The sequence below is a fragment of the Chryseobacterium sp. genome, from assembly GCF_022869225.1.
In the GTDB taxonomy this organism is placed as follows: Bacteria; Bacteroidota; Bacteroidia; order Flavobacteriales; family Weeksellaceae; genus Chryseobacterium.
Genome location: NZ_JALIHL010000001.1, coordinates 1569235 through 1592439, shown reverse-complemented (window position 1 = coordinate 1592439; position 23205 = coordinate 1569235). Strand labels below are relative to the sequence as shown.

The following is a 23205-nucleotide window of genomic DNA, read 5'->3' as shown; positions in this document are numbered from 1 at the left end:
ATTTAAAAACAGAAATTATATTATGGAACAATTGATTGAAAGCAAGCTTATTAAAGCAGATAAAGCGTTTTCAGTGTGGAGAAAAATGCCGTTTGAGGAAAGGCAGAAATTAATTGCAAAAGCAGCAGAAATTTTAAAAAATAATTCTGAAAAGTTTGGGACAATCATTACTAAGGAAATGAATAAACCAATTTCAGAATCGATTGCTGAGGTGGAAAAGTGTGCTTTAATGATGAATTATTATGCAGATGCTGAGAATATTTTAAAACCTGAAAAAGTTGAATCCGAATTTGCTTATTCTGAAGTTCATTATGTTCCAAAAGGGGTCATTTTAGGAGTGATGCCTTGGAATTTTCCTTTCTGGCAGGTGCTGAGATTTGCTGTTCCCGCGATTTTGGCAGGAAATACGGTGGTTTTGAAACACGCTTCAATTTGTTTCGGAAGTGGAAATGCAATCGCAGATGTTCTTTTGGAGGCCGGTTTTCCGGAAGGTATCTTCCAGAATCTTGAAGTGGGACATAAGGCTGTAAAGGAAATTCTTGAACATGACGTGATAAAAGGAGTGAGCTTGACAGGTAGCGGAAAGGCAGGGGGAGAAGTGGCTTCAATAGCGGGTTTAAATATCAAAAAATCTTTACTTGAATTAGGCGGAAGTGATGCTTTTATCATTTTTGATGATGCGGATTTTGATGAAGCTGCAAAGGCTGGAGTGAAATCAAGACTCCAAAATTGTGGACAAACGTGTACTGCTGCAAAAAGATTTATTATGGATGAAAAGATTGAAGATGAGTTTCTACCGAAATTCATTGAAGAATATAAAAAATATGAAGTTGGAGATCCTTTACATAAGGAAACCAAGTTAGCAGGAATGGCAAGACCGGACTTGGCTGATGAACTGGAAGCTCAATTCAACAGAGCATTGGAAAATGGCGCAGAAATCATTATTCCTCTGGAAAGAATTTCTGAGAATGAATTTAAACCCGGTTTAATCCGGGTTCAGGAAGGCAACCCGATTCTAAAAGAAGAACTTTTCGGGCCTCTTGGAATGATAATGACCTTTAAAAATGAGGAAGAAGCTTTACAAATGGCGAATGATATTCCTTTCGGACTTTCAAATTCTGTCTGGACGAAGAACGCAGAGCGTCAATTATTCTTTATTGAAAACCTTGAATCCGGAACAGTAAATATCAACAGAATGACAAGTTCTGACCCCCGTTTTCCATTTGGCGGCTCAAAGGCTTCAGGATATGGAACAGAGCTGTCTCTTCTGGCTTTAAAGGAATTTGTAACAGCAAAGACCATAGTAGGTAACTAGTACACTGTGCAATGTAAAAGACAAGGTATTTTAAAGTACCGTTATCAATACAAAAAAACTCCCGGAAAGTAATTTCGGGAGTTTTTTATGAGTTTTAAAAAGCAATTTTGCTCTTTTGCTTATATTAAACAGTTGTTAATCTCAATGTATTTGTTTTTCCGCCTTCATAGGATGGAGTAGCATTGATATTGATTACAAAATCTCCGGTTTCGATATAGCCGTAGTTGTGAGTCAGCATATTGACCTGGATAATGGTTTCATCCGTAGATTTTTTCATATCATAATAATAGGCATGCACCCCCCAAAGAAGGTTCAGCATAGTAATGACTCTTCTGTTTCCACTGTAAACAATGATATGGGAGTTCGGCCTGTGAGCTGCAAGCTGGAATGCCGTATATCCGGAATGAGTAAGAGTAACGATAGCAGAAACATTGGTCGTTTTTGCAATTCTTACGGCAGCAAGACATACCCTGTTGGTAATGAATCTTTCGTCAATACAGTTATAATCTTTCTCGATCGGTTCATTTTTATGCTGATAAAAATGAGTGGTTTCGATATTCTTTACAATTTTCGCCATATTTTCCACAACCTGCACCGGATATCTTCCCACTGAAGTTTCTCCTGAAAGCATTACTGCGTCAGCACCATCCAAAACGGAGTTGGCAACGTCATTTACTTCCGCTCTTGTTGGAGTTAAGCTGTTAATCATCGTTTCCATCATCTGGGTAGCAATAATGACAGGCTTGGAGTAAAATCTGGCTTTTTCTACCAGGTTTTTCTGGATTGCAGGAACTTCTTCCATTGGAACTTCCACTCCTAGGTCACCACGGGCAACCATCAGACCGTCACATTCCAATAAGATCTGCTCAATATTTTTAACTCCTTCCGGTTTTTCGATCTTAGCAATGATCGGTGTTTTAAACTTACCGTTCGGATGTTTTCCGATCAGATCTTTCAGGTCGATAATATCCTGAGCATGACGTACGAATGAAAGGGCGATCCAGTCCACTTCCATGTCAAGCATGAAATTGGCATCCTGGATATCTTTTTCTGTCAAGGCAGGAAGAGATACATTCGTGTTAGGAAGGTTAACTCCTTTTTTAGAACTTAGCGGCCCACCCTGGATCGTTTTAGCTCTTACGGTATCCTTCTCATTGGTCTCTATAACTTCCAATACCAGTTTCCCATCGTCAATAAGGATTCTTTCCCCTACTTTTACGTCTTGTGGAAACTGTTGGTAAGTCATATAAACTTTGGTAGAATCTCCTTCGATCTTCTCATTGGTGAAAGTAAGGATATCTCCGGGGTTCAGATAAGAACCTTCTTTTACAACCCCTACTCTCAGCTTCGGACCCTGAAGATCTCCGAGAATACCTACAGAATAACCATATTCCTTATTTAGCTCTCTAATTATGTCAATATTGTTTCGAACTAAGTCATAATCTGCATGTGAAAAATTTATTCTGAAAATATCAACACCTGCTTTCATTAAATCTAACATCACCTCCTTCGATGAAGAAGCCGGCCCTAGTGTTGCGATAATTTTTGTCTTCTTTAAATACTTATTCATAATACTGGATAATTTGATAAAGTTCCTCATCGGAACTCAGTGTATAATCTTGAATTGGAAACACAAGATTTTCAGGGAGCAAAATTACGGAAAAATCAGGAAATTGTTCCGAACTATGTAGAATATATTCCACATCTGCCTGATTATTTAATAAAAATTTAATGTTTTCTTCTTCCGAAAAGAGCTCAGTATGAATTTTTTTTTGCTTACTTTCCGAAGATTTGTTTGAAATAAAAGTAAAACAGGTCTTCGTAGACTTATGATAGGCCTCGAATCTTGGAAAAAAATAATCATAATAATCTCCATGAAAGACCAGATCTTTTTTTCTGGAAAAATTGAGATCGTTGGTTTGATTTATTTTATAAAAAAACTCATGAGCGGGTATATCTTTTGCTAATCTTACCAATGCTATGGCAATATCTTCAAATTCTATATCATCCAGATCATAAAGTTTTTGAATTTCCAAGTATGTTTTCTTTTTTGTTTAAAATATAAAATGCCCGCTGTGCTGCCTTTTCTTCTGCCTTTTTCTTGGAGGTTTCTGTTGCATTGGCAATTTTCTCATCTCCCAGCCAGACATGGCATCTGAATACAATGGCCTTGTTGGCCTGTATTTCTTCGCAGGTTTCGTACTTTATATTGACCTTCTTCTTCTGGCTCCATTCAAGCAGGAGGCCTTTATAGCTTACAATTTTGTTTTCAAGCTTGTTAATTTCGGAGGGTGTCAGAAGTTTTTCCAGAATAATCTTTTTGCAAGTATCATAGTGGAAGTCCAAATAAACAGCTCCGATTAAGGCCTCAAATAAATTTCCGGAGATATTCTCACCTAAAGCTGAAGAACTGTTCTGCTTTTGCAAAAGGCTGGTAAGCTTAAGATCTTCTCCTAATTTATTAAGATTTTTCCTATTAACAATCTTAGATTTCATTTGTGTCAGATATCCTTCGTTTGCCTGAGGATAGGTCTGGAACAAATGACAAGAAATAATTGTACCCAAAACAGAATCTCCTAAAAATTCAAGTCTTTCATAATTGCTGTCTTGATTTTTAGAAGAATTTTTCAAAGAAAAAGCTTCGCGGTAAAGATCAAGATTTTGTACCTCCGTACCCAATACTTTTCTAAGCTCGGTACTGAGAAAATGCTCTCTCTCCGTTAACTGTCTTTTTCTTTTTTTGAGAAGGAATTTAGAAAAGTATTTCTGTAACTCCATTCATTGAATTTAGATTTTCTTAAATAGAACGCAAGCGTTATGCCCGCCAAATCCAAAAGTATTGCTCATGGCTACTTTTACATCTTTCTTCACAGCTGTGTTAAACGTAAAGTTTAGTCTGCTGTCAATATTTTCATCATCAGTAAAATGGTTGATGGTAGGAGGAACAGTACCATGAATAATAGTTCCTAATGCAGCGATAGCTTCAATGACTCCTGCTGCCCCCAGAAGGTGGCCCGTCATTGATTTTGTAGAATTGATCTGAATGTCATACGCATGCTCGCCTAATAATCTAGAGATTGCATTGGATTCTGCGATGTCTCCTAATGGAGTAGAAGTACCGTGCATATTGATATGGTCTACTTCATCAGCAGTTAAACCTGCATCTTCCAAGCAGCTTTTCATGACCAGATAAGCGCCGAGACCTTCAGGATGAGGAGCGGTCATGTGATGTGCATCTGCACTTAAACCACCTCCCAGCAATTCTGCATAAATTGTTGCACCGCGCTTTACCGCGTGCTCGTATTCCTCAAGAATGATACATCCCGCACCTTCACCCAGTACAAATCCATCTCTGTCTTTGTCAAAAGGTCTTGACGCTGTTTTAGGATCATCATTTCTCGTAGAAAGTGCCATCATTGCATTGAATCCACCGACACCACTTGCTGTAACGGCTGCCTCAGAGCCCCCGCACACAATCACGTCTGCTTTTCCGAGTTGGATCAGCATCTTGGAATCAATTATAGCATTTGCTGAAGACGCACATGCAGATACAGTGGTATAGTTGGGTCCGTGAAAGCCGTACTCTATTGAGATATGTCCCGGAGTGATATCCGCAATCATTTTTGGGATAAAGAACGGGTTGAATCTAGGAATTTCTGTATTGGCCCATCCTAACACTTCTGTCTCAAAAGTTTCCAAACCTCCGATTCCGGAGCCCCAAATTACACCGACTCTGTTTTTATCCACATTGTCTTCCATAATTCTGGAATGTGCCACAGCTTCTCTGGCTGCAACAAGTCCCAATTGGGTATTTCGGTCCATTTTTTTAGCCTCTTTCTTATCGAAATGCTGTAAAGGATCGAAATTTTTCACTTCGCAAGCGAACTTTGTTTTAAAGTTTGTGGCATCAAAAAGAGTAATCGGAGCGGCTCCGCTCTCACCTTTCACAAGATTTTCCCAGTATTCTTTTGCATTATTTCCTATTGGCGTTATTGCTCCAAATCCGGTTACAACTACTCTTTTTAATTCCATAAACTTTGTTTAATTTCTTTTTTGTTGAAGAATATTATTTATTTACTACTTCTTCGATGTAAGCGATAGCGTGTCCTACAGTAGTAATTTTTTCAGCTTGGTCATCAGGGATTTGAATGTTGAATTCCTTTTCAAATTCCATGATTAACTCAACTGTATCTAGTGAATCAGCTCCTAAATCGTTAGTGAAGCTAGCTTCAGGAGTTACTTCTGTTTCTTCAACGTCAAGCTTATCAGCGATGATAGCTTTTACTCTTGATGCAATGTCTGACATAGTAAATTATTTTTTTAATTGTTAGATGGTGCAAATATATAAAATTCTTTACGATAAAACATTTTTTTAGTCTTTTTTGTGGAGAGATGCCCTCCATTTTCAATCATGTGGTTTTAGTGTTTTAGTTTTCAGGGATTTATAGGGTAAGTGTATAAGGTACTTAATTTTAATTTCGGATACGTTGGCCTCTTTTACGGATAAGATGTTTTGGAAGAATGGCAAATTTCGCCCTGCTGGGATGATAAAGAATAAAAAAACGGATTGATTTTGTTATATTTGTGTACCATGAAATTAACACGTTAGCTTTTTTTAGAGTAACAAACCATCCTTTTTTTGGGACAGCTCTAAGCTGTTCTTTAATCTCATATTCTTATATTAAAAAGCTGTTACAATGAAAAATTTCTTTGAAAGTCCTTTTAAAGGCAAAATCATACAAGACCATATTCAAAATCCTAATATTATTGCCGGTAAATACTCCTATTATTCCGGATACTACCACGGTCATTCTTTTGATGACTGTGCCCGCTATTTACTTCCTGACCGAAATGATGTGGATAAACTGATTATCGGAGCTTATTGCTCTGTGGGAACAGGAGCCAGTTTTATAATGTGCGGTAATCAGGGACACCGTCACGACTGGATATCGAGTTTTCCTTTCTTTTATATGTCAGAAGTAGAACGTTTCGAAAACAGCAGAGACGCTTTTATGCCGGCAGGAGACACTTTGATCGGAAATGATGTATGGATCGGAGGTGAGGCTATGATCATGCCCGGAATAAAAATTGGCGATGGTGCTGTCATCGGAAGCCGTGCTTTGGTTACAAAGGATGTTGAGCCTTATACTGTCGTTGGTGGAAATCCTGCAAAACCGATCAAAAAAAGATTCAGGGATGAGCATATCGAATTGCTGCTTGAAATGAAGTGGTGGGAATGGGATGAGGCTGTGCTTAAGGAGGCAATGCCTATCTTATGCTCTGCAGATATTGATGGGTTGTATGAATTTTATAAAAGGATAAAATAACTACATTAAATAATGGATCGGTAAATGCAAAGGCGCAAAGTTTTTTTATAAACATGATGCTTTGCAGAACAGTATTTACATATGCTTACAGCCTTTGCGTTTACCAACATTTGAAAAATTTATTTAATTCAGTATTTCATTCATTTGAGTTAAAATTACAGGCTCGCCGTCAGTGATCAGGATCGTATGTTCGTGCTGGGCCATATAACCGCCTTTGTTGCCTACCATAGTCCATCCGTCATTAAGCTCTACAGCAAGTTGGGAAGAGGTTGAAATAAATGTTTCGATAGCTACTACAGAGTTCTTTTTGAAGCGTCTGTTATCGAAACGGTTTTTATAATTCAATAATTCATCGGGCTCCTCGTGAAGGCTTCTTCCCACCCCATGTCCGCCAAGATTTTTAATCACCTTAAAACCTCTTTTTTTAGCTTCGGTTTCCATAAGATATCCGATATCCGCTATTTTTACCCCTCCTTTAATAGTACGGATTGCCTTTTGCAAAATATCTTTGGAGGCATCTACTAATTTCTGATGTCCGTTGATATCTTTTCCAACGATAAAAGATCCGCCGTTATCCGCCCAGAAACCATTAAGCTCCGCCGAAACATCTATATTGATCAGGTCTCCTTCTTTCAAAACCCTTTTCTCTGTAGGAATACCATGGCAGAATTCGTTATCAACACTGATGCAGGTCCATCCAGGAAATCCATAGGTCAGATGGGGTGCAGATTTTGCACCGAAACCGGCAAGTATCTTTGCTCCATACTCATCAAGGTCTTTGGTGGTCATGCCTGGCTGGGCGTACTGAATCATCTCCTTTAAAGTATAGGCAACCGCTTCACTTACTTTCTGCATGCCGGTTAGTTCATATTCATTTGTTATGGACATAATTTTATTTTTGCTAAAATTAGGTATTTATCTTAACGTATGGAAATTGTGGGAGTTATTATCAAATCATACGTGCAGACTATTTCCGCATTGTTTTTGCTGTTGATCATAGTATAATCACTTAAATACTATTATTATGAATAAGGTAATCGGACTTATCGCGGGAAGCTTACGGAAAGAGTCTTTCTCGAAAAAAATAGCGAAGGCATTGGTTTCCATGGCTCCTGAGGGTTTTGATTTTAAAATGATTTCCATTGAAAACTTACCGGTATACAATCAGGATTTTGATGATGATCATACTGTTCCTGAATCTTATGTCAAATTCAGAGATGAGATAAGGAATACAGACGGGGTGATCTTTGTTACTCCGGAACATAACAGATCTGTTCCTGCAGCTCTTAAAAACGCCCTGGATATTGGTTCAAGGCCTGCCGGAAAAAGTGTCTGGAACGGAAAGCCCGGTGCGGTATTCAGTAATTCCCCCGGAAACCTTTCTGCTTTCGGAGCGAATCACCATGTAAGGCAAAGTCTTGTTTTTCTCAATGTTCCTGCCATGCAGCAGCCGGAGGTTTATCTCCCGCATATCGATAAGGTATGGGATGAAACCGGAAATTTAAAAGACCAGGATACCAAAGCCTTTCTTCAAAAGGCAGTAGATGCTTATATTGAATGGTTTAAAAAGAACAGCAGCTCGTCAGTAGACGGATAAATAAAAACCACTGGATATTTCAGTGGTTTTTTAGTGGGGATAGAGGGCTTGCTGTCAAATACTTACTGCTATTATTACCCTTCTTGGAAAGCATTAAATAGGGCAAATTTTATCGAATTGTTTAAAAATCCTACGAACTTGCCATAAATCTTAGTCTTATAAGTAAATTTCGAAATCCTAACAACTCTAACCCCAATAAACTTTTATTTTATATTCAAATTGAGTTATTTCTTACCTAAAACACGATCTCAAAACAAGTGTCTTTTTGAGGATAAATAAATTCAAAATTTAACTTTTGCCAGATATCATCTCCATCTACCTCGAATATTTTCACTAAATTTTCATCTTTACAAGTTAGGTGAAATTTATAATGATCATCGATGTTTCTTTGAGGATTTGTACTAAACTAGCTTTTGCAGGTAATCCGTGACGATTATAGCCATCTGTAATTAGACTATAATTTTTACATTTTATCATTTGATATAACTCTATGCTATTATTTCCTAAGCTACCATGGTGAGATATTTTAACATAATCACAGACTAATCGATTAGTTTTAGAGTATCCTAGTTGTTCTAAACTCTTTATTACTACACTAGGAAAGGAATCAGCCAGCCATAATATAGTTTTTTCATGGAATTTAGTAAGCAAAACTATACTACTTCCATACAAGTAATAATCTTTTCCAACGGAATCTCCGGAACAGGCCTTGCTTTTTTACTATAAAAAAAGGGTGAACAGTATTTAACTGAAATAATATGTTCCGAAATCTCCAACAAAATGATTCTTAATAAACTCAATCTCCAAATGGACATTATTAAAAACAAAAGACAAGCTCCATAAAGTACAACGCTGCCAATCCTAAATATTTTCCAGAATACAACAAAAAACATAATATCTATAAATAATAAAATCAAAATCCTATATAGTTTCCCATTTATAATTTATTTATTTTCATATTTGCTTATCCATTTGTAAAGCGTTGTTTTGGGTATCCTATAACGTTCTATTACTTCATTTCTGGTCATATTGCCGGAACTAATCTGTTCTAAAATAAAATCTACAATCTGCTTTGTATAAATATTCTTTCGGAATTTTGGCAGACTGGATTTTTTATTATTGCTCTTAACCTCTGAAGTTATTGGTGCATACAGGATAAGATGCTGGCTATAGATCCTGAAAAAATCATATTCCAAAAGCTTGCTCCACTTCAGAAGAATTTCTGAATCCAGGCTTTTAGCTTTATACATTTCCCAGATTTCCTGTTCTGTACAATGTAAAAAATTACAGATGCGGGATATTTCTATCCCGCTTTCTGCAACCTTCATCTGCATCATTTGTCCTAGGTGGACATCTTTAAAATTCATAAAAAAGCATTTTTAAAAAAAACTATAGAAAACCGTAACAATTATACCATATTCATAGAATCTCTAATGTGGATTAATACCTGCTATTGCAGCCTTTTTTAGTAACCAGTTTACCATATTCAGTTCCAATGCTGCATTATAAACATATACAGTTCCTGCAGTGGAAGAATCCCAATATCCAAACAATTTTGAGCTTGGCGAGCTGGTAGCCTGTTTATAAATAGAAGCCCAACCCGTATTAAAAGTATTTGTATCCCAAGCAGATGCAACTGAGTCTCCTATGTATGCAAAATTCTTATTGTCATCATACCAAATTATAGAAACATCCGGGTTAATAGATCTGTTAGAGTATGGGTTATTTGCAGATGCTAATTGTACTGCAGTTGAAGGAAAATTACTTACAAAAACACTTCCTGAATTGTCTTCTCCCCAATATTTACCAGAAAGATTTCCAAATGGACCATTTATAATAGGGTCTGACGCTATCGCTTTGAGCAGGTAGTCGTTTTGATTACTACTATTATTACTTGCTTGTGGAGCACCTGCGCCATAAATCCCATTCAGTAATACCTGAACTGCCCAACTTGTATTGTCTGCCGAACCAAATAAAAGGCATCCCCCTTGATTAATATAAGACGCCAAAACCGATGATAAAACAGTATTAGTATTCGCACCCCAAGCAAAATATAAAATTATATCAGGCTTTGTACTGCTGGACAAATTTGTAACTGCATCTCTAGCATTGGTAGCAGTCCATAACTTTGTCAATCCTGCTATTTTGACCTTTCCGTTGGTTCCAAAGTTTGATGATGATGCTAAAGCTGTTGTGCGTTGAGTCGAGTTCCAAGAATAATCTCCGTTTCCTATAATTGCATAGGTCATTGCCGGAAGTACTACCGGAATCGTTGCTGTACAGGATGCATTACCAGAAATAGTATTAGAAGTAACCGTTACTGTGAAGTCATTATTTACAGTAGGTATTCCGTTGCCTGCTAATGTAATGGTCTGTGTTCCCGTGGTTGAAAATACCCCTGAAGCAGAAAAGCTAACCCCATTAACCGTACCTGTAGAAATGCTGTAAGAACCAATAGAACTTACATTTACATTGACTGTAATATTATTTGATGAAGTGAATGTAGTTCCTTTTAAATATGTCCCATTTACTTCAATAGATGAACAATTTAAAGCATATCCTGCTATATCTGGCTGTACGGAAACCGGGACAGTACAGGTAGCTTGGGATGAACCTCCTGAAGAACTTAATGTAAATGTATTGGTCTGTGCTGTTACAGGCGTTCCCTGAGCATATAATTTTACTGTCTGAGTACCTGTAGTTGTAAATGTTCCCTGTGCAACAAAAGAATATCCATTATTTGGACTAGAAGCCGCTGTTATCAAATAAGATCCTGCTTTTGTTACATTACCAACTGAAATGGCAATATAGTTGGTTCCATCAACTTCTTTCCCTTTTACATAATTTCCCTTCAAAACAACATTCGCACAATCAAATGTGAACTTAGCATTTCCTAAATTCCCGCAAACGCTTTTCCATTCTCCTTCTTCGATATTCCAAAAGTTGTAGCAGTTTTCTGTGGTATTGAAAATCATCAAACTATTGTCCGCATTGCCTAACCTTACGGTAGAATTAGTAGGGGCATCTGAATAAGTAAGTTTGTCTCTTTCCGCCTGAGTCAATCTTGGTATAATAATCCCTTTGATTTTGTTATTAACATCAGGATTTGTACTTTTCATTCGCTCGGAAATATGTAATGCTGTATTAGAATTGGGTTCATCTGTGTTAATGCCGACTTGTCCAAAAGTGTTGATGCTTAAAACAAACAGCATCAAAAATAAGTATTGTATTTTTTTCATTATTTATTGTTTAAAATTGAAAGTATATTTTAAGAAAATACGCATTTATAAGGCGGTCCGCGTAAAGCATTGTCGTTATTAAACTGAGTAAAATAATATTGTATTTGTATAAACCTTGTATGGCTTTTAACTTCAAAAAAGAGGTTTGGTGAATATTCTAAATATCTTTCTTTTGTCTTTTTATAAATAATATCTCCGTAAACGGTTCCGATAATGCCTGTTCCTCCAGATACATAAACCGTATTTTCTAAATTTGGAGTAACTTCTTCGGATATATAGAGATGTAAATCGATAAAACCACTGATTTTAGTACCTTCAGAAATATAAATTTTCCCCAGACCATTGAAATTCTTAATTTTGTAAACAGACAAAGAATCAGTTCTAACAGCAGAAAATGCCCAGGAGCTTATTATCGCCAAAATAATAAACATTGCTTTCTTAATATTTCCTTGATTGACACTCACTGGACAAATCCTTTAGTTAGGTTTTGCAAAGTTTGCGATACAGCAGAGATTGGGAAATAGTGCTTTCAATCAAAAACCGTATCTGTTTTACATTTATTCATAACATTGAAATACAAACAGTTAAATGAAACAATTATTGAAAATATTTGGTTTTACAAATTTTTCTTATCTAAAAGAAAGCAGCAGTATGAAAAATACTGACAATATCCAACTCCTTAAACTACAAATGATCGTCAGATATCTACAACTGATGATGATAATATTGTTGTTCTACAGTATTGCTTTTTTTATGGGAGGCTTAAACAGGTTAATTGTAGTTTATACGTTCTTTGGTTCTGCTATTTTTGGCTGCCTGATCTACCTGGCATTTAGAATTCCTTTTCAAAAAGTTCTTTCTTATGTAAGAATTTATTTGTTCCTTGCCCCGCTTTACAATCTGTATTTTTTTATTATTCTATTCAGTATATCCGTAGGAAATGTAGTTTGGCTTTTACCGATGTCTTTAGGAGCTTTCATTTTGTACTCCAAGAAAGAAGCTATAATGTATGCTGCATATTCTGTTCTGTTAATCGTTATTGGTATTATAGTTTCTTCTAATTTTGGAGAGTATTTTAATGAGGTCAATTCTAAGTTCAGACCCTTCATCAGCTTCATAGAAATAACCGCTTTTTTATTCAATGGAACGATTATTATGATGTTCATTCGCTATAAAGACAAAATAAACATCATCAAGAATCAGGAACAGCAGTCAATTGTAATTGATAAAAAGGACACGCCGGATAAAAAATTGATGGCGGATATCATCAGAGAAAATGAAGAGGATTACTTAGCCTTTTTCAAAATACTTGATGAAAAAATGACGCACGAAAAATGGTTTAAAGATGCCAATCTTAATATCTCAAAAATCTGTATAGACCTTAATACCAATGCAACCTATGTTTCTAGAGCCATACGTGCAAAAGGTTATACCCATTTCAATCATTACCTTAATAGCATTCGTGTAAATTATGTAAAGATTCTGTTGAAAGAAAAAGACCTGTCCAAGGTGACGCTTCTGTATATATATACAGAAGCTGGTTTTTCAAACCAGCCTACTTTTAACAGGGTTTTTAAACAAATTGAAGGTGTAACGCCAAGTGAGTATATTAAAGAAAATTAATTCAGATTATTCTATGTATAAGTTGCTTAGCTTTATTGTTTGCACACTTTCTAACAGTTCTTAACCAAAATTCATAGTTTGAAATAAAAGCAGGGTTGATGTCCCGTTCATCCATATCGGAAACTTTATATTTCCATTTCATAAATTCTTTAGTGTGACGGAGCGAAGTCTCATAGCGATCCCAAGTTCCCTTTGAAAATGATTTCCCGATGAGGTCCTTCATCTGCTGGTTATGGTCTTTAAAAATCTCAATAATCGTCATTTTCTTTTCATCAATTCCAAGAAAATGGTTTTTCAATGTTTCTCCTGTTATTTCTTTTTTTGCTGCTAATAGAAAGAAAGCCTGATAAAAAAGCAAATGTTGTAAAACAGCTTTTAAATTGATATGTTGAAAATAGAAAGGCAGGAGAAGATCTTAAAAATCCAGGATTTAAAGATTTAGATGATGCTTTTAGAACTGATTTTGAAGAGTATTGCCAAATAGAAAATTATAAATTATCTACGACTTAGCGGAAATATTCAAGTCTGGATATTAAAAATTCACAACCCTATTGTCATAGACCTTTGCAAAATAATTACAAATTATCATTCGTTCGTTATTATTTTGTGTTTTTTTAATACATTAGTTAAAGATAGATTATCCTTACTATAAATAAGTTTTGTTCTTTGAAAGATGTTTTTTCCATCCTCTGTTCTCCAATAAATACTGTTTTTTAAATCTGGAATATCAGCATAAGTCAGGCATTGTTTAATCATTACAAGCAACCTTTCAACGTTAATATCATAATAGGTTTGTTTTATTTCATAAGGATTATTATTGTGATTAAAAACTGAACAAATAATTTTATTAATAAATCCTTTTTTAGCTTCATATTTTACAGGACTTGTAAAAAACATATTAAGCTTATATTTTCGTCCAGGAAATTCATAAAAAATTATAATGTCATCAAATGATTTAACATCAATTTTTTCCAACATAATTGAATTCTCAATCACCAGATAATTATCTTTAAAATAAATAGGAGTATGATTCATGATTAACGTAGTAAGGAAGTTTATCTCCAGATTTTTTATGATGAAATAATGCCGTTCGTAAATTATATTGTCCTGTTCGTTATCAGAAATAAATTTTAATGCTGTGGGTTGAAAAGGAATACTTATTCCTGCAAAATAATGTTTTTTTATCAAATAAACTTATTATCTTTTTACAGGTGGGGCAGTAATTTTTGATGTTGTTATTCATCGCCAGGTAATTGTAATTTCTGTAAGATTCCAAACTCCCTCCTGTTTAGACAGTATAATTTCTTTATGACTGGCTTCTCCAAATGTGTATTTTGTTCAAAGATTAAGTAAAAATGTTTGTGAATAATTTCGGACACAAAAACAAAAAAGAGAAAATGTAATTATTTAAAATTCAATAATTTACAAATTCTCTTTAGTTTAAAAAGTGGAGTTGGAGGGATTCAGACTTGTGTTAATTGTTAAATTTAATTCAATCTTAATCAATTTAATTCAATCTTAAATTATTGATAATCAGTTATTATTTTGTGTTTTTGAATTAATGTTATTTAATAAAGTTGAATGATATTGAGGAATTGTTGTCTAAATGTTGTCTAATTTATTTTGATGTGATAGATTTGTATTAAACAATTTATCATGGCTAAAGTTCAGTTCTTAATTCAAGGGAAGAGTTCAAACAATCCAATCTATCTTCGATTCTCTTTAGGTAGGAAGTTTGATGCTAAGCGAAAGACAGGGTTTGTATGTGACGTTAAATCTTGGAGTACTGCAACGGGTTTTCCTAAACCAATAGACCCAGCACACAAAAATCTGAAGAGTAATTTGCAAAAGATGGAAGTCTTTATTTTGGAACAATATAATCAGGATTTTGCGAACGGAGTTCAAATTGATCATGAATGGTTAGAGAATAAGATAGATGTTTTTAGTGGAAGAGTTGAACCAGAACAAAAAGATTACTTGATAGCGTACGGGGAATATTATGTCGAACAATTACCTTATGTAGTATCTGCAAAAGGTAGAAAAGGAGTAAGTGATAGATCTATAAAGAAGTATCGAACAATTGTAAATAAGCTGATTGATTTCCAAAAATATAAGAAAAAAACATTCCTCTTAAAAGACGTAGATTTAAATTTCGGTAAAGACTTCATAAGGTTTTTAATTGATACTGGGGCAACGAATGAAAATACAGCAGGCAGATATATCAAATTTGTCAAAACGATTATTTTAGACGCTCGAAAGAATGGTCATGATGTAAGCCATCAAATTGATAATGTAAAAGGCTTTACTGTTTCTACTCCGATAAATCCACTATCAATTGATGAAATCAATGAAATAAAGGATACTACATTTTCAGATGAGAAATATAGTATAACACGAGATTGGTTTGTTATTGGTTGCTATGTGGGGCAAAGGGCATCAGACCTGTTCAGAATGACCACTAAAATGGTACGGAAGATTGGTAATTTTGATTTTATTGTTATTACTCAAGAAAAGACCAAAAAGTTGGTTCAGATCCCGATTCACCAAGAGGTTAGAAATATTCTTAGTAAGTACAATGGTGAATTTCCTCCTTTGTTCTCAACAAATATCGAGACAAATACAACTCTTTTTAATAGATACATTAAAAAGGTTTGCGAAAAAGCGGGTATTGATGAACTTGTTGAAGGTAACTTGTTTAATAAAGAAACAAAGAAAGGAGAGAGAGGGGTTTATCCTAAATGGAAATTAGTATCATCACATGATTGCAGAAGAAGCTTTGCGACGAATTTCTACGCCAAAAAGGAATATCCGACACCATTATTAATGAATATCACGGCTCATTCTTCAGAAAAACAATTCCTTGACTATATAGGACAAAAATCAATTGATCAATCAATGCAGCTTGCTGAAATTTGGAGTAAACAAGAAAATGATACCGTAAAAGAAGGTAAATTAGTATTGTTGAAAACAGGATCTGATAATCTATGAATAGAGAAGCTATAATAATAAAGGATGTAGAATGGCTTGTTTCGAGCAGTGAAATAAATCAGTCTGATACAGATAAATTATCTAATAACCTTGATAATCTACTGTTTTCTAATGATAGTGACAGTAAAAAATTTGGTGTTCTATTGAGGGGTAAAATTATACCCCCATTGTTCGCTGAAATTAATGCGCTAGAAAATAAGATCTCAACTTTAGGGAATAGTAGGATTAATAAGGAAAAAAATAGTAAGTTGGTAACAAAAAAGGATATTTTAAACGATTTACTAACAAACCTTTTTAAAACTTATTTGGATTTTTTAAATAACAGTGAAGAATACAAAATTTTTGAAGATAAAAATATTGAAAAAATAGAACAAATTTCTCAAGACCTGTTAAATGAAAATCTTGATGAAAAAAATCCATTTCCGGAGTATTATAATAAAAGTAATTCCGATAAAGTAATTAAAGAGATTAAAGAGTATTATAAGAGAGTCTTTTTAAATCCCACAAATATATTATTCGTAAAGACGAAATTAACTCAATTATTAGCTTCTTTGAAATCAAAAATATCAGACGTTGAAAATGAAATTACTGTCTGGAATAAGAGAGCGGAAGAGTATAAAAAAGACTTGTTGTCATTTTCAATTGAGAAGTCGGAAGAAAAAGACAGGGCTTTTGATTTATACGATTGCGAAATGTCAGGAATAACTAATTTGAAAAATTATAAAAAGGATTTGGTTAGATTATACAGTCACATCTTAGAAGAATATCCATTTATCAGTTCAAAGCCAATAACAATATCAGATGTTACTGTTTTCGGGGATTCCAATATTGAAATCATTAAACGTATTTATTTGGAATTTTCTGATTTTATTGATAAAACAGCTACTAATGAAACTGATTTTGTGAAGACTTTTCTTGATTTACCAATAAATCATAAAATCAATCTTATAAAAGGTACTTTATCTGATTATGCATATTTTATTAGAGAATTAAAGCCATTCTTCATGTCAAAATATAAAGAAAATGCAGGTGCTTATAATCAATGGTGGTCTGATCGATTTTTATTCTCTGGAAAGGAAAAGAGTAGAAAAGAAATAAGTAATATGATCTCTGGATTAGATAGTGGAAGACCTGCATCAAAAAGAGTAGCAACTACTAATATTGTTAATTTCTTAAGTAAATCCTACAACTATCCTTCATGAATTTAATTTAAAATATATAATATATTGATAATCAATTTTTTAAAATAGCGCTTATTTAGGCGCTATTTTTTATATCCTACATATCCTACCCTTCCTTGTATCATAATTATTAATAAAAAAATTATGATAATAAATAAAGAAAAAGGATTAAAAAATCTATTAAGAATTAATGATATAAACTTTAATGAGTCTGCAAGTTCACATAGTAATTTAGAGCAATCTCAAAAAAGTCAACAAGAGCTGTTAACAAGAGAAGAAACGGCTAAATTCTTTCATGTTGATTTAAGTACGCTCCATAATTGGAAGAAAAAGGAATTTTGATTCCTGTTGGAATTGGAGGACGAGTATATTACAGAATGTCTGATATAGAGAGTGCATTAACACCGCTTAACTAAAAGCTTTACTATGAAACAAGTAGTTGTTATTCAAAAAAAGCTTTTAGAGGATTTAAAACAATCTATTGAGCAACATAACAAAATCAGCCATGTCAGACTTAAGCTAGATGTGGCTGTATTTTATCTGAGTTTATTAAATAGCATTCCAAGCTTTTATAGAGAAGATAATTGTGAGAGTGACTGTAGTATTGCGCTACATTCAAAGAAATTACTGTCCTATAATTGGAGATACAGTGAATATATTAATTTTTTGATTGAACAGGGTTTTATAATTAAGGTCAGTAACTATGGGGCTGATATTGGAGAATGCAATCACTATCACATTGCTACTGAGTACTACAACAATGAGGTAATAAATTATACGATCACAGATAAAACCTTGCTAAAAGCTATTGAGCGAACAGATTGTAAAGAAAATGAAAAAGGTTTTAACAAGAGGGGGTATTGTGAGCAAACAAGACCTCATCTTATTAAATTCTTTGATGATAAATTGGAAATTGATGAGGTAAAAGCACTGGAATTTATAAAACCGTTCTTAGAGCAGGGAGAAGTGAGAAAATATACATCTGCAAGACATTTAATTAATGAATTTAAATATAAAGATTGGCATTATTCAATTAAACCAAATACAGACAATAGGCTTCATTCATCAATGACAAGGCTAAATAAGATTTTAAGACCTTGTCTTACTTATGATGGTGAAGGATTAGGAAGTGTTGACATTAAGTCCTCCCAGCCATATTTCTTTTGTGTGATTCTTAAAGCAATCATGAATCAGGATAAAGATTTACTCAAACGAGTTGGAGCGACAAAATTACTGAAGAAAAAGCATATCCAAAGCTTATTCAATCTTAACTTTGATGAAGATGAGGTGACTAATTTTATCAATCTTATTATTAATGGAGATTTTTATGAGTACTTCAGCAATATATTGCAGATTAAATATAATGAAGAGGGTAAACCATACAGGGTTGTTTCTAATTTTTCATCAAAGGGTAAATGGTTTTCTCAGCCGACCAGAACAGTTGTATTTAAAAGTAAACGGGATTTAGCAAAGAATGTTGTAATGGAGATATTTTTTAGTAAACCCAGAACAACCATTCCGGAAGCAAAAAAATTTAAACAAGAGTTTCCAAGTGTGTTTAAAGTTATGAGCTATATTAACTATATTAAAGAGATGGGAGTCAGCTTTGATGGGTTATTGACCAATGTAGAATCATATTGTTTACTGGATTGTGTAGCAAAAAGATTTAGTGAAGAACATCCAGATGTACCATTGTTCAGTATTCACGATTCACTTGCAACAACTCAACAGCATCTATCAAAATTAAAGGATAGTGTAGAAATACTACTAACCAATATAACTACATTAAGAATAACATTAATCAAAGAAATATATTAAATCCTTATAACAGTAATATACCCTAATGTTATAGGTTTTTTATAATTAGTTTTTATAAAGTATTACATTAAGATGTTTAAGATTGGTAAAACAACCTTAGACATCTTTTATTTTTTAATAAGCTTCTATCTCAGCTTTCAAATCCTTTAAAACTTTTAAATAACTTTCCATAGATTTAAAATGTGACTCGTTAAGATTCTCAATATCGAGATAAGAAGCATGACAATCGTTTGATATATAGTTAGTTTCTATAGCGTGATAGTCTTCAGGAATAAAATTGTTTGACAAATAAATAAGTGGTAATAAGAAATTCTCATCTATTTTTTCCTATCTGCACTATTTTCATCATTTGCTATAGAGACTAATCTTAATTTTGCAAATTCATTCATAAACTTATCATCATCATTGTATCTCCATTTTTTCACACCTGCTTCTTCTTTAATGTCGATAGCCCTTAAATTGGAGTAATCATGAAATTTTTTATAGTAAATTTCACGATATTTTTTAAATTTAACTTGAAATTCGTTGTGTTTTTTAGTATAATTTCTTAATTCTGAAATAAGGTTATCCTTAAAATCATACATTCCATATAATGAAGTTAGAAGTGAATTTATTTTTCTTTTTTTTGTTGATCATTAGGAAAGTTTAGGTATAAACATTTAATATCAATAAATTGCAGAAAATTAACTTGTAAAGAAGGATTGATTTTAAGTTTGAAATCCTTTTCTACTAAATATTCTTCCAAATGCTTTATTTGAACACTGACGCTTTCTTTGAGCTCATTGAGGTTATTTTCAAATAAATCATTTTCTGAAGCAATTAGATTTTTATCGCTTTCTTTTTTGTCCCTCTTCCCTTTACTATATATGTTTTCTGCAATGAGGAATGCTGCAAAGATACTTAAGGATGTTACACAGATTGAGAACCAATCAAACCAGTTAGGACTTACATCTGTAAATTCACCAAATTGAAAATTAAAAAAGAAATCATCATGTTATTTAGTTTTTTGCTTTATCCAATCATTGTAATTAGAAAAATGAATCAGGGTAACCAGCTTGTTTGCTAATCTTTCTTCAGCAGTATCATCACTAACATTAATCGCAAGGGTAATTTCCCCTGTTTCATTGAAAATATTTTCATCAGAAAATTTAATGTAAGAACTGTGTTTGTTATTGTCAATATTCACTACTACGTTGAATGAGATAATTCCGTAGTTATATAAGAATGTATCCATAAAATTAAAATAATCCATTCCAGAATTAATGAATTTTGAATGTATAAATCTTTTTACATCAGTATCAAGGTTAGAAAAATAACCTCTCATCACAGAATTAAATTTTGAGTTGCTCATAACATTTGTAATGTCTAATTTTGTGAAAAGTTAGAAAAAATTTCATATAAGAAAAAGAAAAATTAACATTTAAAATATAGATTGCGTTAGCTATTTATTCTTGTTACTGAAAACTGGTAATTTAAAGATACACGAGATAAATAGACCTAATGTTCACGCTTGGCGTGGACGTGGTTTATTTGTGTATCGGGTATACCAGTACCTCAGTAACAATAGGCTACAGTTCCACGCCTTTCTATTTATATAATCACAAAACACTTTGGAACTGGGTGATAAACTATTTTATGAAAACCCTATTATCTGTCACTCTCATTTTTACATTCACTTTCTATCATTGTCAAAATTCAGAAACTATTGAAGAAGTCCCTAACCATGTATTTGCAAATATTGCTAATGGCTGGACGTACCTTGGTGAATCCGTGACAAAGATTAAATACTACGTCAAAGACATAGAACCAAGCGATAATTATTCAAAGGATTATGTTTGTTGGGTTAAAGCTGTTAATGCTCCAAAGAGTTACAAGGATAAGAAAGGAAACTGGATAATAAAGCAGTCTGATTACTCTATTGAGAGATGGAAAATTTATTGTAATTCCAAGAAATATGCTTTGTTGTCCTATGTTAACTACAATTCAAAAGGTCAAGTAACTTCATCTGGTAAATTAAATGGTGAGATTGACGAGGTCATTCCAGAAACAATGTCTGAGGCTGTGTTTGATTTTGTTTGTAAAAAGCCCTAACCGTATCAACAATTTTCCTCGTCTTTTTAAATTCTGGTACATTCCTACTAATTTAAAAAGATAAGCGAAAAATCAAGGATACGTGTATAGCTACGTTAGCCTTATTTACTATTAAGTCCAATAATAAAAATACTATCATGAAAATTAGACCAAAAGAAATTTTAGCACCGTTCTTCATCTTCCTAATATTTTTAGGCTTTGTTTTAGGCGGTATTTCTTTAATTATATATGGTTATAGTCATAGTAATGACGTAGAACTGATATTTGGGTTGATTATAGCTTGCTTAGGCTTATTTCAAATCTTCCAAAAATATAAAATCAGCTATATATTTATTGTTATTCCACTTTTACTAATTATAATAAGCTTGTTAGGAACATTCATTTTTATTCTCATTTACTTTCCATTCTTTTGCAAAGAATCTTTGAATCTGGATTTAGGAGCGTTAATTTTAAAAGATTGGTTTGTAAGATTAGTAATAATAATTATTGATGTGCTTTTGATCATCAATGTATTTACATATATCAAAAAACGTTTGAGCAAAAACAAAGAACAAGAAGGTCAATATTAACTAACTCCTATTGTTTACGGTTATCCGTAAGAAACACACATAAATTCATAATACTTTTATCACTAAAAATCAAAATTTAATTATTAAACAAATAAAACTTTAACATCATGAGAAAACTAATTTTAGCAACATTAACAATTCTTTTCAGTATTATCATTTTATCCTGCTCAAGCAACGATGATGATAACAATCAAACATTCCCTTTGAGGGTAAATGGTCTGGAAGTTATTCCGGAACAAAAGACCACGGAACATTTAAGATTAATGTAAGTTCAACAGGTAAGGTTACAGGAACAACAACGTCAGCCGTATTTAATGAGGACTTTGATGTTAACGGGAATGTCTCGGAATCTGGAAATTTCTCTGCAATTGCTGGGAGTGCCAGTTCTGGTGCGACATTTACAGGACAAATGAGTGGAAATAATGGAAATGGGACATGGATTAATACTTCAGCAAATATGAATGGAACTTGGATAGGGGGAAAGAATTAGTTGATTTTTGCCCCGACGTATTAGGATTTTAGCTCATTTCTTTTGCTTTTGATATACTACTGTCAAAAAGTAATTTGAGGGGCTAAAATCTGGATATGTCATGGGTATAAGCAATGTTTTAGTTCATTGATTTTTTCTAAGTTACAAGATTAGTTATACCTTTAAAGATCAAACATAAAAACTTATGAACAGATTAGAACTTTACGAAATTGTTGAGTCTTTCAAAAATGTTTCACATATTATATTACTCAAATTTGAACTACATCCTTTCAACACAAAAGAAACAATTCTTAGAAATTTTATTGCAAAGGCTAGTTCATTACTTAACAGCATTTCTATTTTAATCAAAGAAGATCAAATTGGCGAAGCAACTGCATTGTATCGCTTACTAATTGAAAGATATTTCTATATAGAGTATTTAGAAAAATCGGGTTTATATCAAGAGTTTAAAGATTGGTCGTTTATTAAGACATTTGAGATCAGAAACAAAATGAGAAGTCAAACTACTTTCAATTCGAAAGATGTAAAAGAGGAATTAACAGATGATGATTTTCAAATTAACTTATATCAAGAGTTAAAAAGTAAAAAAATAAATTGGATTGAACCTAAAATTGAAGATTTTTCCAAGCAAATAGATTTAAAGTTATTATATTCTTTAGGTTATGATCTTGGCTCTTCTTATGTGCATCCAAGAGCTGATGAAGGTTTGTGGGATGCTTTGCGAATTGTTAAAAATGAAAAAAAGTCAGAATTAGTAGCTGTTAATTTGCTTAACAATAGTGTTTTATTGTCTAATGCCGTTTTGGCGTTAGCTACCTATAATTCAACAGTTTTTTTTGGGACATATTTACAAGCATATTGCGATACTGTCTTTAAAATTTTAAATAAAACACATCCTTATTGCAGTTTAAAAAGTATTGAATTAAAAATATCTTCTGAATTATTTGAAAAAAACTAAGTATTAAAA

Annotated in this window: 25 protein-coding genes; 12 read left to right on the top strand and 13 right to left on the bottom strand. The window is 33.2% G+C overall.

Annotated elements, in window-relative coordinates; translation table 11 throughout:
• Positions 1-22 precede the first annotated feature (22 nt).
• Positions 23-1315, top strand: coding sequence for an aldehyde dehydrogenase family protein (locus MUW56_RS07475; RefSeq protein ID WP_292012602.1), 1293 nt, complete (start codon positions 23-25; stop codon positions 1313-1315).
• A gap of 124 nt (positions 1316-1439) precedes the next feature.
• Here the strand turns inward: MUW56_RS07475 and pyk are convergent, their stop codons facing one another.
• Genes pyk through MUW56_RS07450 form a run of 5 tightly spaced genes read right to left on the bottom strand, consistent with a single transcriptional unit; the run spans position 1440 to position 5621 of the window.
• Positions 1440-2885, bottom strand: coding sequence for a pyruvate kinase (pyk, locus tag MUW56_RS07470; RefSeq protein WP_292012601.1), 1446 nt, complete (start codon positions 2883-2885; stop codon positions 1440-1442).
• A complete protein-coding gene (locus tag MUW56_RS07465; protein WP_292012600.1) occupies positions 2878-3351 on the bottom strand; it encodes an IPExxxVDY family protein in 474 nt (157 codons plus the stop codon). The genes pyk and MUW56_RS07465 overlap by 8 nt, the downstream gene beginning before the upstream one ends.
• Complete coding sequence (gene rnc, locus MUW56_RS07460) at positions 3329-4093, bottom strand: ribonuclease III (RefSeq protein ID WP_292012599.1); 765 nt, start codon at positions 4091-4093, stop codon at positions 3329-3331. The genes MUW56_RS07465 and rnc overlap by 23 nt, the downstream gene beginning before the upstream one ends.
• Positions 4094-4102: 9 nt before the next feature.
• Positions 4103-5347 carry a beta-ketoacyl-ACP synthase II gene (fabF, locus tag MUW56_RS07455; protein WP_292012598.1) on the bottom strand — a complete coding sequence of 415 codons (1245 nt, stop codon included), beginning with the start codon at positions 5345-5347 and terminating at the stop codon, positions 4103-4105.
• 34 nt (positions 5348-5381) lie between these two features.
• The gene (locus tag MUW56_RS07450; protein ID WP_002976354.1) at positions 5382-5621 is read right to left on the bottom strand and encodes an acyl carrier protein; all 240 of its coding nucleotides are present in this window, start codon (positions 5619-5621) and stop codon (positions 5382-5384) included.
• 391 nt (positions 5622-6012) lie between these two features.
• Here MUW56_RS07450 and catB point away from each other — a divergent pair, with 391 nt between their 5' ends.
• Positions 6013-6642 (top strand): type B chloramphenicol O-acetyltransferase, encoded by a 630-nt coding sequence (gene catB, locus MUW56_RS07445; protein ID WP_292012597.1) that lies wholly within the window; start codon positions 6013-6015, stop codon positions 6640-6642.
• Between the two features lie 123 nt (positions 6643-6765).
• Here catB and map read toward each other — a convergent pair whose 3' ends face one another.
• Entirely contained in the window at positions 6766-7530 is a 765-nt protein-coding gene (gene map, locus MUW56_RS07440; protein ID WP_292012596.1) for a type I methionyl aminopeptidase, read from the bottom strand.
• A gap of 136 nt (positions 7531-7666) precedes the next feature.
• Between map and MUW56_RS07435 the strand changes: the two genes are divergently transcribed.
• A complete protein-coding gene (locus MUW56_RS07435) occupies positions 7667-8239 on the top strand; it encodes an NADPH-dependent FMN reductase (protein ID WP_292012595.1) in 573 nt (190 codons plus the stop codon).
• Positions 8240-9183: 944 nt separating this feature from the next.
• On the opposite strand, the gene MUW56_RS07430 is transcribed toward MUW56_RS07435, so the two are convergent.
• The 3 genes from MUW56_RS07430 to MUW56_RS07420 form a co-directional block, all read right to left on the bottom strand.
• Positions 9184-9606, bottom strand: a complete 423-nt coding sequence (locus tag MUW56_RS07430) for a transposase (RefSeq protein ID WP_292012594.1) — start codon at positions 9604-9606, stop codon at positions 9184-9186.
• 63 nt (positions 9607-9669) lie between these two features.
• Positions 9670-11478 (bottom strand): hypothetical protein, encoded by a 1809-nt coding sequence (locus tag MUW56_RS07425; protein ID WP_292012593.1) that lies wholly within the window; start codon positions 11476-11478, stop codon positions 9670-9672.
• 29 nt (positions 11479-11507) lie between these two features.
• Positions 11508-11942: a hypothetical protein gene (locus tag MUW56_RS07420; RefSeq protein ID WP_292012592.1), complete on the bottom strand. Its 435-nt coding sequence runs from the start codon at positions 11940-11942 to the stop codon at positions 11508-11510.
• A 187-nt stretch (positions 11943-12129) separates the two neighbouring features.
• Here MUW56_RS07420 and MUW56_RS07415 point away from each other — a divergent pair, with 187 nt between their 5' ends.
• Positions 12130-13101, top strand: a complete 972-nt coding sequence (locus tag MUW56_RS07415; RefSeq protein ID WP_292012591.1) for an AraC family transcriptional regulator — start codon at positions 12130-12132, stop codon at positions 13099-13101.
• Between the two features lies 1 nt (position 13102).
• Here the strand turns inward: MUW56_RS07415 and MUW56_RS07410 are convergent, their stop codons facing one another.
• Together MUW56_RS07410 and MUW56_RS07405 are read right to left on the bottom strand one after the other, a co-directional pair.
• Positions 13103-13399, bottom strand: coding sequence for a phage integrase SAM-like domain-containing protein (locus tag MUW56_RS07410; protein ID WP_292012590.1), 297 nt, complete (start codon positions 13397-13399; stop codon positions 13103-13105).
• A 287-nt stretch (positions 13400-13686) separates the two neighbouring features.
• The gene (locus MUW56_RS07405; protein WP_292012589.1) at positions 13687-14289 is read right to left on the bottom strand and encodes a hypothetical protein; all 603 of its coding nucleotides are present in this window, start codon (positions 14287-14289) and stop codon (positions 13687-13689) included.
• A gap of 468 nt (positions 14290-14757) precedes the next feature.
• Between MUW56_RS07405 and MUW56_RS07400 the strand changes: the two genes are divergently transcribed.
• The 4 genes from MUW56_RS07400 to MUW56_RS07385 all read left to right on the top strand — a co-directional run bounded on the left by MUW56_RS07400 (position 14758) and on the right by MUW56_RS07385 (position 19088).
• Positions 14758-16089 (top strand): phage integrase SAM-like domain-containing protein, encoded by a 1332-nt coding sequence (locus tag MUW56_RS07400; protein WP_292012588.1) that lies wholly within the window; start codon positions 14758-14760, stop codon positions 16087-16089.
• Positions 16086-17291: a hypothetical protein gene (locus tag MUW56_RS07395; protein WP_292012587.1), complete on the top strand. Its 1206-nt coding sequence runs from the start codon at positions 16086-16088 to the stop codon at positions 17289-17291. Before MUW56_RS07400 ends, MUW56_RS07395 begins: the two co-directional genes overlap by 4 nt.
• Positions 17292-17414: 123 nt before the next feature.
• The gene (locus MUW56_RS07390; protein WP_292012586.1) at positions 17415-17612 is read left to right on the top strand and encodes a hypothetical protein; all 198 of its coding nucleotides are present in this window, start codon (positions 17415-17417) and stop codon (positions 17610-17612) included.
• 84 nt (positions 17613-17696) lie between these two features.
• Positions 17697-19088 carry a hypothetical protein gene (locus tag MUW56_RS07385; RefSeq protein ID WP_292012585.1) on the top strand — a complete coding sequence of 464 codons (1392 nt, stop codon included), beginning with the start codon at positions 17697-17699 and terminating at the stop codon, positions 19086-19088.
• Positions 19089-19405: 317 nt separating this feature from the next.
• Here the strand turns inward: MUW56_RS07385 and MUW56_RS07380 are convergent, their stop codons facing one another.
• Positions 19406-19672 (bottom strand): hypothetical protein, encoded by a 267-nt coding sequence (locus MUW56_RS07380; RefSeq protein ID WP_292012584.1) that lies wholly within the window; start codon positions 19670-19672, stop codon positions 19406-19408.
• A gap of 410 nt (positions 19673-20082) precedes the next feature.
• Positions 20083-20439 carry a hypothetical protein gene (locus MUW56_RS07375; RefSeq protein WP_292012583.1) on the bottom strand — a complete coding sequence of 119 codons (357 nt, stop codon included), beginning with the start codon at positions 20437-20439 and terminating at the stop codon, positions 20083-20085.
• 284 nt (positions 20440-20723) lie between these two features.
• Here MUW56_RS07375 and MUW56_RS07370 point away from each other — a divergent pair, with 284 nt between their 5' ends.
• The 4 genes from MUW56_RS07370 (at position 20724) to MUW56_RS07355 (ending at position 23196) form a co-directional block, all read left to right on the top strand.
• Entirely contained in the window at positions 20724-21179 is a 456-nt protein-coding gene (locus MUW56_RS07370; protein WP_292012582.1) for a surface-adhesin E family protein, read from the top strand.
• 137 nt (positions 21180-21316) lie between these two features.
• Positions 21317-21748: a hypothetical protein gene (locus tag MUW56_RS07365; protein ID WP_292012581.1), complete on the top strand. Its 432-nt coding sequence runs from the start codon at positions 21317-21319 to the stop codon at positions 21746-21748.
• Between the two features lie 107 nt (positions 21749-21855).
• Positions 21856-22017, top strand: a complete 162-nt coding sequence (locus tag MUW56_RS07360) for a hypothetical protein (protein ID WP_292012580.1) — start codon at positions 21856-21858, stop codon at positions 22015-22017.
• Positions 22018-22422: 405 nt separating this feature from the next.
• The gene (locus tag MUW56_RS07355) at positions 22423-23196 is read left to right on the top strand and encodes a DUF5677 domain-containing protein (RefSeq protein WP_292012579.1); all 774 of its coding nucleotides are present in this window, start codon (positions 22423-22425) and stop codon (positions 23194-23196) included.
• The last annotated feature ends 9 nt before the right edge of the window (positions 23197-23205 follow it).

Bases quoted from the DNA above. Each gene is read 5' to 3' on its own strand.
- MUW56_RS07475 (WP_292012602.1), top strand. From the start codon at position 23: ATGGAACAATTGATTGAAAGCAAGCTTATTAAAGCAGATAAAGCGTTT.
- MUW56_RS07450 (WP_002976354.1), bottom strand. From the start codon at position 5,621: ATGTCAGACATTGCATCAAGAGTAAAAGCTATCATCGCTGATAAGCTT.
- MUW56_RS07375 (WP_292012583.1), bottom strand. From the start codon at position 20,439: ATGAGCAACTCAAAATTTAATTCTGTGATGAGAGGTTATTTTTCTAAC.
- MUW56_RS07380 (WP_292012584.1), bottom strand. From the start codon at position 19,672: ATGTATGATTTTAAGGATAACCTTATTTCAGAATTAAGAAATTATACT.
- MUW56_RS07425 (WP_292012593.1), bottom strand. From the start codon at position 11,478: ATGAAAAAAATACAATACTTATTTTTGATGCTGTTTGTTTTAAGCATC.
- fabF (WP_292012598.1), bottom strand. From the start codon at position 5,347: ATGGAATTAAAAAGAGTAGTTGTAACCGGATTTGGAGCAATAACGCCA.
- MUW56_RS07360 (WP_292012580.1), top strand. From the start codon at position 21,856: ATGAGAAAACTAATTTTAGCAACATTAACAATTCTTTTCAGTATTATC.
- MUW56_RS07415 (WP_292012591.1), top strand. From the start codon at position 12,130: ATGAAAAATACTGACAATATCCAACTCCTTAAACTACAAATGATCGTC.
- pyk (WP_292012601.1), bottom strand. From the start codon at position 2,885: ATGAATAAGTATTTAAAGAAGACAAAAATTATCGCAACACTAGGGCCG.
- MUW56_RS07430 (WP_292012594.1), bottom strand. From the start codon at position 9,606: ATGAATTTTAAAGATGTCCACCTAGGACAAATGATGCAGATGAAGGTT.
- MUW56_RS07355 (WP_292012579.1), top strand. From the start codon at position 22,423: ATGAACAGATTAGAACTTTACGAAATTGTTGAGTCTTTCAAAAATGTT.
- MUW56_RS07370 (WP_292012582.1), top strand. From the start codon at position 20,724: ATGAAAACCCTATTATCTGTCACTCTCATTTTTACATTCACTTTCTAT.
- MUW56_RS07390 (WP_292012586.1), top strand. From the start codon at position 17,415: ATGATAATAAATAAAGAAAAAGGATTAAAAAATCTATTAAGAATTAAT.
- MUW56_RS07365 (WP_292012581.1), top strand. From the start codon at position 21,317: ATGAAAATTAGACCAAAAGAAATTTTAGCACCGTTCTTCATCTTCCTA.
- catB (WP_292012597.1), top strand. From the start codon at position 6,013: ATGAAAAATTTCTTTGAAAGTCCTTTTAAAGGCAAAATCATACAAGAC.
- MUW56_RS07395 (WP_292012587.1), top strand. From the start codon at position 16,086: ATGAATAGAGAAGCTATAATAATAAAGGATGTAGAATGGCTTGTTTCG.
- map (WP_292012596.1), bottom strand. From the start codon at position 7,530: ATGTCCATAACAAATGAATATGAACTAACCGGCATGCAGAAAGTAAGT.
- MUW56_RS07400 (WP_292012588.1), top strand. From the start codon at position 14,758: ATGGCTAAAGTTCAGTTCTTAATTCAAGGGAAGAGTTCAAACAATCCA.
- rnc (WP_292012599.1), bottom strand. From the start codon at position 4,093: ATGGAGTTACAGAAATACTTTTCTAAATTCCTTCTCAAAAAAAGAAAA.
- MUW56_RS07435 (WP_292012595.1), top strand. From the start codon at position 7,667: ATGAATAAGGTAATCGGACTTATCGCGGGAAGCTTACGGAAAGAGTCT.
- MUW56_RS07385 (WP_292012585.1), top strand. From the start codon at position 17,697: ATGAAACAAGTAGTTGTTATTCAAAAAAAGCTTTTAGAGGATTTAAAA.